General features: G+C 38.1%; 10 protein-coding genes. 5 read left to right on the top strand and 5 right to left on the bottom strand.

The features are described 5' to 3' along the window. The first annotated feature begins 17 nt into the window (after positions 1–17). A complete protein-coding gene (locus tag AC27GZ_RS07615; protein WP_487094304.1) occupies positions 18–527 on the top strand; it encodes a DUF2062 domain-containing protein in 510 nt (169 codons plus the stop codon). A 43-nt stretch (positions 528–570) separates the two neighbouring features. Here the strand turns inward: AC27GZ_RS07615 and ruvB are convergent, their stop codons facing one another. From ruvB to AC27GZ_RS07590, 5 genes are all read right to left on the bottom strand, one after another. Further along, on the bottom strand, positions 571–1,581 hold the full coding sequence (gene ruvB / locus AC27GZ_RS07610; protein ID WP_487094303.1) for a Holliday junction branch migration DNA helicase RuvB: 1,011 nt from the start codon (positions 1,579–1,581) through the stop codon (positions 571–573). 354 nt (positions 1,582–1,935) lie between these two features. Next, the gene (gene ruvA, locus AC27GZ_RS07605; protein WP_487094302.1) at positions 1,936–2,559 is read right to left on the bottom strand and encodes a Holliday junction branch migration protein RuvA; all 624 of its coding nucleotides are present in this window, start codon (positions 2,557–2,559) and stop codon (positions 1,936–1,938) included. Positions 2,560–2,638: 79 nt separating this feature from the next. Then, complete coding sequence (gene ruvC, locus AC27GZ_RS07600; RefSeq protein ID WP_487094301.1) at positions 2,639–3,166, bottom strand: crossover junction endodeoxyribonuclease RuvC; 528 nt, start codon at positions 3,164–3,166, stop codon at positions 2,639–2,641. 129 nt (positions 3,167–3,295) lie between these two features. Further along, complete coding sequence (aspS, locus tag AC27GZ_RS07595) at positions 3,296–5,095, bottom strand: aspartate--tRNA ligase (protein WP_487094300.1); 1,800 nt, start codon at positions 5,093–5,095, stop codon at positions 3,296–3,298. A gap of 106 nt (positions 5,096–5,201) precedes the next feature. Beyond that, complete coding sequence (locus tag AC27GZ_RS07590; protein WP_487094299.1) at positions 5,202–8,006, bottom strand: transporter substrate-binding domain-containing protein; 2,805 nt, start codon at positions 8,004–8,006, stop codon at positions 5,202–5,204. A 147-nt stretch (positions 8,007–8,153) separates the two neighbouring features. On the opposite strand from AC27GZ_RS07590, the gene cmoA reads away from it, so the two are divergent. From cmoA to AC27GZ_RS07570, 4 genes are all read left to right on the top strand, one after another. Next, positions 8,154–8,888: a carboxy-S-adenosyl-L-methionine synthase CmoA gene (gene cmoA / locus AC27GZ_RS07585; RefSeq protein ID WP_487094298.1), complete on the top strand. Its 735-nt coding sequence runs from the start codon at positions 8,154–8,156 to the stop codon at positions 8,886–8,888. A gap of 12 nt (positions 8,889–8,900) precedes the next feature. Continuing rightward, a complete protein-coding gene (cmoB, locus tag AC27GZ_RS07580) occupies positions 8,901–9,866 on the top strand; it encodes a tRNA 5-methoxyuridine(34)/uridine 5-oxyacetic acid(34) synthase CmoB (protein ID WP_487094297.1) in 966 nt (321 codons plus the stop codon). A 129-nt stretch (positions 9,867–9,995) separates the two neighbouring features. Further along, the gene (locus AC27GZ_RS07575; protein WP_487094541.1) at positions 9,996–11,348 is read left to right on the top strand and encodes an anti-phage deoxyguanosine triphosphatase; all 1,353 of its coding nucleotides are present in this window, start codon (positions 9,996–9,998) and stop codon (positions 11,346–11,348) included. 121 nt (positions 11,349–11,469) lie between these two features. Next, on the top strand, positions 11,470–12,072 hold the full coding sequence (locus tag AC27GZ_RS07570; RefSeq protein WP_487094296.1) for a hypothetical protein: 603 nt from the start codon (positions 11,470–11,472) through the stop codon (positions 12,070–12,072). Positions 12,073–12,078 lie beyond the last annotated feature (6 nt).

Genomic DNA, 12,078 nt, shown 5'->3' with positions numbered 1-12,078 from the left:
TATATAAGTATTAGTATATGCCAAAAAAGATTATTAAGCGCTTCATGCCAGATCATGAAAGTATTAAAAAGAATAAACACTTAAAGATTTTTGGTGGCTTATTACATAACCCTCACCTGTGGCATATGAACCGTCATTCTGTTGCAAAAGCTTTTGCTGTTGGGTTATTTTTTGCTTTTATTCCAGTTCCTTTTCAAATGATTTTAGCTGCTGGCATCGCTATTTTAGTCCATGCAAATCTGCCATTATCAATCGCCTTAGTTTGGATTACTAACCCCTTAACTATGCCTGCGATATTCTATGCTTGTTATATTGTTGGAACATGGTTAGTGGGTGCACCAGCTCAGGAGTTTAACTTTGAAGCGAGTTGGCAGTGGGTAGTAGAGAGTTTGTCTACTATAGGGCCTGCATTTTTATTAGGCTGTGGTGTGCTAGCAGTCGTTTTTAGTATACTTGGCTACATTGGTATCCAAGCATTATGGCGTTACAGTGTTGCTAAAGCATGGCAATCACGTAAAGAACGCTAATAAAATGTTCTTCGAATACCAAAACAATTAGGTTAAAGACATCTTAACTCGATTTTGGTCTGTCGATAGAAAAGTGTTGATATGCTCTATCGGTCGCAATTCTACCGCGAGGTGTACGTTGTAAAAAGCCCTGCTGTATTAAAAACGGCTCTAAAACATCTTCAATAGTTTCACGCTCTTCACCAATAGCAGCCGCTACATTATCAAGCCCTACTGGCCCACCCATAAATTTATCAATAATAGCATGCAATAATTTTCTATCCATAATATCAAAGCCTTCATTATCAACTTCAAGCATGTCAAGAGCAGCTGCAGCGGTTTCTTGTTTAACGACGCCATGAGTTTTGATATCCGCATAATCGCGAACACGGCGCAGCAACCTATTTGCAATTCGAGGCGTGCCGCGAGAACGTCGAGCCACTTCAAACGCCCCTTTTTCATCAATGTTTAAATTTAAAAAGTGTGCCGAGCGTTTGATAATTGACGTTAAATCTTCAACATTATAAAACTCTAAACGCTGTACAATACCAAACCTGTCACGTAGTGGCGAGGTTAAGGCACCTGCTCGTGTCGTTGCGCCAATCAAGGTAAAAGGCGGTAAGTCTAATTTAATTGAGCGCGCTGCTGGCCCTTCACCGATCATAATATCTAATTGATAATCTTCCATAGCAGGATAAAGCACTTCTTCAACAACTGGGCTTAAGCGGTGAATTTCATCGATAAATAAAATATCATTTTCTTCTAAGTTGGTTAACAAAGCGGCTAAATCGCCTGCTTTTTCTAACACTGGCCCTGAGGTTGTTCGAATATTAACCCCCATTTCATTGGCGACAATGTTGGCTAATGTGGTTTTTCCTAATCCAGGAGGCCCAAAAACAAGCAGATGATCAAGTGGCTCAGCACGTTTTTTTGCTGCTGGAATAAAAATTTCCATCTGCGCTTTAACATGAGCTTGCCCGGTATAGTCAGCTAACATTTTAGGGCGGATAGCACGATCTACACCTTCATCTTCAATCGTTGCTACCGGCTCAATTAACCTATCTGCTTCAATCATTTTTATTCCTATATTTCAAAGCAAACGTGCTTTATCTTTGACTCATATTATTTTTTAACTGCCGTATTATACCAAGTTGATTAAGTTCTTTCCCACTCAGCGAGAATTAAAAGGCTTAGAGGCAAAGCATTGATTGAAGAGAATGGTTATTCCCTTGTCAAAATCAATAACGCAGCATGTAAGCCTTTTAAACCCGCCCTTTGGGAGCTTGCTCGATGCCCACTAACTTCGTGAAATTTATTTGATTTAGAATGACTAAACCTAAACAAATTTGCCTTGTTATTGAACATCGAGCATAGCTCTGAGTAGGGAAGAAATTTAATCAAATTGGTATTACAATGGCAAGCCTACCGTTTACAACATAGATTTAAGTGCTAAACGAATGATATCTTCACTAGACATGCCATCACTATAAACTAACTTAACAGCTTTATCCGCTTGTACTTGCTTATAGCCTAATGACACTAGTGCGTTGATAGCATCACCTTTATGATCATTAAAATTATTAACAAAGGTTTGTTCAGTATTTAATTGTAGCGGCATTGCATCTGTTGCTGGTGTACTAGTTATTTGCCAGTCTTTTAACCGATCGCGCATTTCAATTAACAAACGCTCTGCTGTTTTTTTACCAACCCCAGGGATTTTAACAATACCGGAAACATCATCATGTGCTACGCAACTGACAAATTGATCCGCAGACATAGCCGATAAAACCGCTAACGCTAACTTAGGCCCAACACCGTTAACTTTAATCAATAACCGAAATAACTTTCGTTCTGTAGTATTAGCAAAACCATAAAGTAGTTGTGCATCTTCGCGTACCACAAAGTGTGTGTATATAACCGCTTGCTCGTTCAGCTCAGGTAGTGCATAAATACTTGTCATAGGCATAGTAACTTCATAGCCAACACCAGCGCACTCAATCAGAATTTCAGGAGGGAATTTTTCAACTAAAGTGCCAGATAAACGACCAATCACAACTTATACCCAATAATAATTATTCATTGGCAAAATCATAACACTAGATATTTATACAGTAAATAGTTAAGGAGAATTTTTATCTTAACCGTCGACGTACGGTTTTATTAGCCTGACCTGAAAGTTTTTCAAGACTTTCATAACTATTGGCATGACATAAAGCCACAGCCAACGCATCAGCAGCATCTGCTTGCGGAGTGCCGGGTAATTTAAGAATAGTTTTAACCATGTGTTGGACTTGGGACTTGTCTGCGCCTCCAGTACCCACAACCGCTTGTTTAATTTGCCGAGCAGAATACTCAGCAATAAGTAAATCATTGTTCGTAGCTGCTACTATTGCAGCGCCACGAGCTTGCCCTAACTTAAGAGCTGAGTCAGGATTCTTTGCCATAAACACTTGCTCAATGGCAAACATATCGGGCTTAAACTGTAGAATAATTTCCGAAACACCCGCAAAAATAGTTTGTAAGCGCGAGCCAAGATCTTCACCTTGGCTAAGGGCTTTGATACAGCCACTACCTAGATAAGTAAAAACTCGACCTTGCTGTTGAATGACGCCGTAGCCAGTAAAGCGTGAGCCAGGGTCAATTCCTAAAATTATAGCCATATATAGTCGTCGGGAAGTTATACTACAAAATAGTAGTGAAATGAGAGTACCTCATGTGTACTCTCTTGTTCGCGCTCAAATTAGTCAATCAAAAATAATTAAGCGCAAACAAAGTTGCGCTTATCAGATTTACTCTGCACTCTCTTCTTTAGTGCTTTCATCTTTAACGTTTTCTTCTTTAGCAATCTCCACACCTAACTCAACAAGTTGATCTGGATTTGCATTACCCGGAGCATTGGTTAAGGGACATGCTGCCGTAGTTGTTTTAGGGAAAGCCATTACTTCACGAATTGAGCTTGCGCCTGTCATTAACATAACTAATCGGTCTAAACCAAACGCTAATCCAGCATGTGGTGGCGCACCATATTGAAGCGCTTCAAGTAAGAAGCCGAACTTCTCTTGTGCTTCTTCATCATCAATACCTAAAATTCTAAATGCTGCTGACTGCATTGCTTGATCATGAATACGCACAGAGCCGCCACCTAATTCACAACCATTTAAAACCATATCATAAGCATCTGATAATGCGCCAAGAGGATCAGCTTCAAGCTGTTCTGGCGTTAAATTAGTTGGAGCCGTGAATGGGTGATGCAATGCATGAAAACCGCCATCAATCTCTTCAAACATAGGGAAATCAACAACCCATAGCGGTTTCCAATCCCCTTCAAGTAAATCAAGATCTTCACCAATTTTTAAGCGTAAAGCACCTAATGCTTCAGTAACTACATTATAACTATCTGATCCGAAGAAAATGATATCACCAGTTTGCGCCTTAGTACGTTCAAGTAAAGCATCAACCGCTTGTTCATTTAAGAATTTCAAAATTGGCGATTGTAATCCTTCCATACCTTTGTCTAAGTCATTAACTTTTAACCAAGGCATACCTTTTGCGCCATAAATGCCCACAAATTTAGTTAAATCATCAATTTTCTTACGTGAAAATTGACTCGCACCTTGTGGCACACAAATAACAGATACCCGACCTTTTTCATCATTGGCTGGACCTGAAAAAACTTTAAACTCAACATCTTTTAAGATATCGGCCACATCAACAATTTCAAGCGGATTACGTAAATCAGGCTTATCAGAGCCAAAGCGCGCCATCGCTTCTGAATATGGCATGCGTGGGAATTCACCTAAATCGACATCGAGCATTTCTTTAAATAATTCACGGATCATGGTTTCAGTAACTTCCATCACCTGATCACTAGACATAAACGAGGTTTCAATATCTATTTGGGTAAATTCAGGTTGTCTATCAGCGCGTAGATCTTCATCACGGAAACATTTAACGATTTGGTAATAACGCTCCATACCCGACATCATTAAGAGTTGCTTAAACAATTGAGGTGATTGTGGTAAAGCAAAAAATTTACCTTTATGTGTACGGCTAGGTACTAAGTAATCACGAGCACCTTCTGGAGTTGCAGCAGTTAAGATTGGCGTTTCAATATCTAAGAAGCCTTGTGCTTCAAGAGAGCTTCGAACTTTAGAAGTAACTTTAGCGCGAAAACGCATACGCTCAGTCATTTCACTGCGACGTAAATCAAGGTAGCGATATTTAAGGCGTTGTTCTTCAGAGTTCACTTGATTTGAATCAAGCGGTAGTGGTGCCGATTTATTTAAAATTTTAAGTTCTAAGCCTAATACTTCAATCGCGCCAGTTTTCATGTCTTTGTTAACTTGACCTTCTGGGCGAGCACGTACTTTACCAGTTAGCTGAACACAAAATTCGTTTCTCAAGGTGTTTGCTATCGCAAGAACTTCTGGTAAGTCTGGATCATAAACAACCTGAACAAGACCTTCACGGTCACGAAGATCTAAAAAGATTACCGCACCTAAGTCACGACGACGATTAACCCAACCACAAAGAGTGACTTCTTGACCAATATGAGATTCATTAACCTCACCACAATAAAGACTACGCATAAATTCTGCCTTGATAATAAGATGACTGCTACTTGCTCGTGTTTATGGCAAGCTTTAAATGCCGCATATTATAAAGCAAAGTTTATTAAAGTCACCCTAGGGCACTTTAATAATTTCCATTAAATTGATAGTGGTTTTTACCTTTAGATTTCACTCGATACATTAAGGTATCCGCTGTCTTTAATAACTCTATTTCGGAGTACCCATCTTCAGGGTATAGTGCAATACCAATACTACAGCCAATTTGCACCGTTTGTGTAGATAATTCAAAAGGCGTTTTCAGCAAATCAAGTACCTTTTCTGCAACATAAGCGGCTTCATTAGCGGCGTGTAAGCCTGTTAATAATAAGACAAATTCATCACCGCCAAACCTTACTACCGTATCTGATTTTCGTACACATGACTCTAAACACCTAGCCACATGAATTAACAACTCATCCCCCACATCATGTCCAAAGGAGTCATTGATATCTTTAAAACCATCTAAATCAAGGAACAGCACTGCAATCATCAAGGATTGCCGTTGGTGAAATTCTATAGCGGTATTTAACCTATCTTTAAGTAGTACTCGATTAGCTAACCCCGTTAAGTCATCGTGAGTTGCCATATGCTTCATACTTTGCTCAAGCTCTTCTCGATACTTGATTTCTTTTTTTAGACGACGATTCCAAACAATAATAATGCTTAACACCACCAAAATTAAAATGAAAAACTGGGCTGCGACACGTAAAACAACCGTTTTATCAAGACCAGTATTAATATCTACGTTAAACCACTTATCATGAATATTAACTTTTTCTTCACGACTAATACTCAATAAGCCTTTATTTAGAATACTTTGCAACAGGCTATTATCTTTATTGACCCCAAAATGGCTTCGATCAGGTGGTATATCTTCAATAACAGATATCATCAAATTAACTAGGCTTTCTTGCTTTAATAATTGTGATGCTGAAGATATTGTTTCCAGTAAACCTTCTACTTTACCTTGCTGTAATGCATGCAGCCCTTCCTCTCTGCTGGCAAACGCTTTGATAGTTATTAAAGGATGTTTTTCCCTTAAATAATCAGCAATATAATAGCCATTCACAACCGCTAGTTGTTTACCATAAAAATTACTTAACTTGATTTGTCGCCCTATTGCCTGAGGATGCAAAATAGCCCACGGGGTTTGCCAATAACTTTTAGAAAATAAAAGTCGCTCACTTCTTTCAGGGGTTGGAGTAATACTGGAGATTAAGTCAAGCTCTCCAGCAAGCATACTTTGATAGAGCTCGAACCATGTATCATAGCGGGTAAAATCAAAACTAAGGCCGGTTCTTTCAGCGACTAAGCTCAGCATGTCTTTATCTATACCTGAAAATTCACCACTTTCATTAATAAACTGGATTGGACGTAGAGCATCTAACATGCCAACCTTTAAGGCTTTTTGTTGTTCAACAAATTGCTGTTCTTGCTCAGTCAAGGTGACTTTTTTAAGTAAGTTTTTATAATAATTACTGTCACTTACCAACCATCGCTCTTCAATGCTCAGTAATTCATTTAAGTTAATTTGCTGGAAGCCTTCATTAATAATATGAATTAAACGATCATTACCTTTTTTAACTAACGGAGACACTTTTGAGCTAAATACTGGAGAATCTAATTGGTAAAAAAATGATTGTAAATTAGCTTTTAACAACGCTAATTCCATAAAATCAATATGGGCAATAAATGCCGGTATTTCACCTAGTTCAGCCGCATTTAACAGCTCATTAGTCGTTAAGAATTCTTGTATGTCAATATTAGGATATTGTTTAATTAAAGCTTCTTTAAACGGTGTTTTATGCCATATCCCTACTTTTCCGCGACCATTCGCTCGGTTAAAATAATCTAAAGAGTCAACTTTAGAGATGTTTTTATTGATAAAGACTTTTGCTTTTGAACGATAGACAGGATCAGCTAACGAAAATTTATCACTATCTAACCAAGCTTCTGGATAGCCTAGTAAAATATCAATTTCATTTTTTTCTATCTGAGATAAAAATGGCTCAATTTGTCCCGCAATAAACGTTATTTTGGTGTCTGTTTGTTTTGCCCATAAACGCCACATATCAATAAGTAAACCTTGTGGTTTACCTGTTGGAGATAATGCTGAATAGGGTGAATAATTTATCGGAAAGGCAATACTTAAGCTGTCTTGCTTTTTATCCATCCCTAACCACTTAATTTCAATTTGAGATTTTTCTGCCGAGGTGATTTTTGACATTCCCTCATCAACAAACTTCAATAAAATTTCATTGTTTTGAGCAACAGCGACTCCAAAACCTCCTTTTTGATAACGTAAACGTTTATAAGGCGGATACATACTAATGAGTTGCTGATAAAACTTAAAATTGCTTGATAATTTCTCAAGACCGGTAAAAACAAGGACTTCTTTTTTAAGAGCCGCTTGATAAAGATCATGACGAGTGGGGTATATTTTGTGTTTAAGCTGCGGAAAATGTTTATGTAAAATATCTATATGAGCTGAGCCATTTACTACACCTATAGTATAAGGAGTTAACTCCTCAACAGAAGTAACCTCTGACAAATCTGCATGGACATAAAAATGCGTATAAAGCTGAAATAATGGCTTAGCATAAGCAAGAAAAGACTTTCTTTTTTCCGTAATAGATAAACCGGCATGAATATCAACTCGCCCCTGTTTTACCTGTTCAAGTGTCTCTGACCAAGGCAGTTTTATAAACTCTATGTCTACTTGTTGCTTTTGTGCCCATAATCGCCATAAATCAGGCATCACGCCTGCAGCTTGCCCTTGTTCATCGAGAAAATGATAAGGAAAGGAAGTTTCATTGATCGCTATTGTGAATTTTTGTTTTTTATTATTATTGTTTTGAGCGCTATTGTCCTGCTCCTGCGCAGATAACATAACACTAGTTAGCAAAACAACTAGATACATCAAAACATTCAAACTAACTTTAAAGATTTTTTTTAACAAACTTTTTCTCAAAATAGGGTTATTTATCTATATCAATATCAGTTAAAATAACGCATCACATTTAAATAGCAAATAGCCATGCACAACTCTGATACTGATTTAATCTATTCAAGCCCTAAAGCACAAGTAAAAGATTTTACTTTTGATGCTGAAGTTGTTGAAGTTTTCCCTGATATGATTTCACGCTCTGTGCCTGGTTATAATACTATTATTGACACAATTGGCCATCTTAGCCAAGGATTTGTAGAAAAAAACACCACCGTTTACGATTTAGGCTGCTCATTAGGTGCAGCTACTTTAGCCATGCGAAAGAGTATCAAAGCCACTGGCTGTAATATTATCGCCGTAGACAATTCAAGTGCCATGGTTGAGCGTTGTAAAATGCATATTAACGCCTTTAAAGGCGAAACCCCTGTTGAAGTCATGGAAGCTGATATTGAAGAGGTTCAAATAGAAAATGCCTCTATGGTTGTGCTTAACTTCACGCTACAGTTTATCGATAAAACCAAACGCCAAGCATTAATTAACAAAATTGCTCAGGGAATAAACCCAGGTGGTATTTTAGTTATCTCTGAAAAAATTTCTCATGCTGACAACACAGTGAATGAGCATCTAATTGACTTACATCATAATTTTAAACGTGCCAACGGGTATAGCGAGTTAGAAGTCGCTCAAAAACGTACCGCACTCGAAAATGTAATGCGTACCGATTCAACTGAGCAACACATACAACGTTTAACTCAAGCTGGCTTTAACCATATTTCCCCTTGGTTTCAATGCTTTAACTTTATTTCTTTTATAGCTATAAAATAAAACAGATCACACATGACAAACTTCAATAAATTTTATCAGCTCATTGCCACTAACCGTTTAAGTCATTGGTTAAATACCTTACCAGCGCAACTAGATCACTGGCAGAAAAACGACTTACATGGTGAATTTAAACATTGGCAGAAAACTTTAGCCGCTTTACCTTTGAGCAACAACAGCCAAGTAGACTTGAACAGCAGTGTTACCGTGGGTAGTCAAGGTGACTTGAATGAAGGGGAATACAAACGCTTAGAAAACTTATTGAAAAAGCTCAAACCATGGCGAAAAGGCCCATATCATATTCATGGATTGCATATAGACACAGAGTGGCGAAGTGATTTCAAGTGGGACCGATTGGCTAAGCACATAAGTGATTTATCCAATAAGTATGTTTTAGATATAGGCTGTGGTAGCGGTTATCACTTATGGCGAATGCGTGGAGCAGGAGCAAAGTGTGTTGTTGGTATCGACCCTACACAATTGTTTTTAATGCAGTTCAATGCAATACAGCACTTTATTCAAGATGATGCCGTCAACTTATTACCCCTTGGCGTTGAACAATTACCAGAATTAAATGCTTTCGACACCGTCTTTGCTATGGGGGTGTTATACCACAGGCGCTCCCCCATTGACTTTCTTTATCAACTCAAAGCACAGCTAGTTACAGGCGGTGAGTTAGTATTAGAAACCTTAATTGTTGATGGTGATGAAAATACCGTATTAGTACCAGGTGAGCGTTATGCAAAAATGCGTAATGTTTGGTTCTTACCTAGCGCAAAAGCAATGTGTGCATGGCTTGAAAGATGTGGTTTTAAAAATATTCGAGTTGTAAATACGGATATTACCGCCCTTGATGAGCAACGAAAAACCGATTGGATTGATACAGAATCACTATCAGACTTTTTAGATCCCAATGATAGTACTAGAACGATAGAAGGTTACCCTGCACCTCAACGAGCAATATTTATCGCAAATAAATAACAAAAAATAGTCTTTTTCACATGGCCATTCAGCTTTTAATGAATGATTTATATGCATTTTTTAATTAGCATGTTAATGTAATTTCATAAACGATAGTTTTGCGACATTATTTTTGCACAGGCTCAGGGAATTATGATAGAACTCTGGTTAGCACGACGACTTAATAAAGTATCTCAACGACAACAAGACCATCGCGATCCCTTTCAACGGGACAGGGCTAGAATATTACATTCTGCAGCTTTTAGACGTTTACAATCAAAAACACAGGTGATGGGTAGCGGCCAAAGTGACTTCTATCGAACCCGTTTAACCCATTCTCTTGAAGCCGCTCAGATAGGCTCAGGTATTACCGCTCAGCTACGTTGTAAATACCCTGAACTTTGCCAACAATTATTTCCTGTCACCGACAGTTTAATTGAAGCCATTTGCCTAGCGCACGATATAGGCCACCCTCCCTTCGGGCACGGTGGTGAAGTTGCGCTACATTATATGATGCATAAACACGGCGGCTTTGAAGGTAATGGGCAAACGTTTAGGATTGTTGCCCGTTTAGAGCCGTTTAGTGAGCACCACGGTATGAACTTAACCCGTAGAACCTTACTTGGCTTAATGAAATACCCACAAACCTTGGCAAACTTAGCACAAGAAACTAATACCAAGCCACTTACTAGTCACAGACAACTTAAAGCTCAGGATTGGCATCCACCTAAGGGGTTATATTGTGATGATCAAGATATTATCGACTGGGTACTGTCACCGCTATCAGCAGCTGATCGCGACTTATTTCAGCAGGTAAAGTCAGGCAATGACAAGCACTCTCACCACAAAACTCGCTTTAAATCACTAGACTGCTCTATCATGGAGTTAGCCGATGATATTGCTTACGGCATTCATGATCTAGAAGACGCTATAGTAACAGGTGTCGTTAATCAAAATGACTTTGAACAACATGTCATTGAAAAATTAAAACAGATTGATGACCCCTGGTTACAACAATATACACAAAGTTTAACCAGTAAATTATTTAGTGAGCATCATCACTTACAAAAAGACGCCATTGGCGGTTTAGTTAACTACTTAATAACCGCCATTGAATTAACTAATTTAAATGATAGCTATCACGATATTGATTTTTCTGAGCCCTTATTAAAATACAACGCGACTTTACCTAATACCCCCAAGCAGGTTTTGGCGATATTTAAAGGTTTTGTTTTTAAGTTTGTCATCAAACAAACCAATATTCAGCGTCTTGAATATCGAGGCCAACAAATTGTTATGGAATTATTTGAAGCGCTATCTTCGGATCCATTACGTTTATTACCAAGTAACAGTGCAAAACGTTGGCAACAAGCTAATGATAACGGTGACAATGCTAATAGAGTGATAGCGGATTATATTTCAGGTATGACTGATGGCTATGCAACCAAACTTTATCAAGCCTTGTTTGTCCCTAATTCAAATACAGGCTATCACTTGAGTTAATTCATCTTCAGTTAAAAAATAAATTCAATATTATTTACATTAACAATTGTAACGTCATAAAATTTCAGGATATTATGGCTACTGACCCGCCGTTCAACCAAAAAAAATACAAGGAATTTAAATGGCAAACAAATTTTCAACTCTAGCTATATGTTCACTCATTACCGCGAGCATCTCTTCAACTTCTGTTTTAGCAGAATCTATGGCTGCACAAATCAAAAAGCGTGCCGCTGAAATAGCTGAACTGAAAGCGATGTTAAACGATCCGGAGCAAAGTATTCGCCTTGCTGCACTTGATACCATGTTAAAATCGACTGACACAGCAATGAGAGAGCTTGCCTATAATGTCGGCTTAAATTCAGCCGATGATGCCGTACGCTCAATTACATTACGCAATAAATTTAATGAGCTTTCTACGTTAGCCATTAATACAAAATTACCTGAAAATGCTGATGAAAAAACTAAAGAGTATTTCACTAAATACGCTGAAGGTGGCACTTATATTTTAGCCCTTCAAAGCTATGACGAGACAAAAGGAACTTATACTTTTAAAGCTCCTAATGGTAGTAGTGGCAATAAACATATTGGCAGCATTTCAGGTCTTACTCTTAGCTTCAAAGGCTATAACTGTACCGGTACCTTAGTGTTAAATGAAGAATCAGAGTTTCAAGGTAAATTAAATTGTGAAGGTCGTGCATTCCCTGCAACGGCTACGGTTATTTAAATAGTT

This window comes from Colwellia sp. SU-HH00943 (assembly GCF_057546125.1).
Note: the sequence above shows the minus strand (reverse complement) of the source record. Positions and strands in the feature narration are given on the sequence as shown.

What these genes read in the sequence shown, in the direction of transcription:
- AC27GZ_RS07615 (WP_487094304.1), top strand. Translation starts at nt 18, where the DNA reads ATGCCAAAAAAGATTATTAAGCGCTTCATGCCAGATCATGAAAGTATT.
- ruvB (WP_487094303.1), bottom strand. Translation starts at nt 1,581, where the DNA reads ATGATTGAAGCAGATAGGTTAATTGAGCCGGTAGCAACGATTGAAGAT.
- ruvC (WP_487094301.1), bottom strand. Translation starts at nt 3,166, where the DNA reads ATGGCTATAATTTTAGGAATTGACCCTGGCTCACGCTTTACTGGCTAC.
- aspS (WP_487094300.1), bottom strand. Translation starts at nt 5,095, where the DNA reads ATGCGTAGTCTTTATTGTGGTGAGGTTAATGAATCTCATATTGGTCAA.
- AC27GZ_RS07590 (WP_487094299.1), bottom strand. Translation starts at nt 8,006, where the DNA reads ATGTTATCTGCGCAGGAGCAGGACAATAGCGCTCAAAACAATAATAAT.
- cmoA (WP_487094298.1), top strand. Translation starts at nt 8,154, where the DNA reads ATGCACAACTCTGATACTGATTTAATCTATTCAAGCCCTAAAGCACAA.
- cmoB (WP_487094297.1), top strand. Translation starts at nt 8,901, where the DNA reads ATGACAAACTTCAATAAATTTTATCAGCTCATTGCCACTAACCGTTTA.
- AC27GZ_RS07570 (WP_487094296.1), top strand. Translation starts at nt 11,470, where the DNA reads ATGGCAAACAAATTTTCAACTCTAGCTATATGTTCACTCATTACCGCG.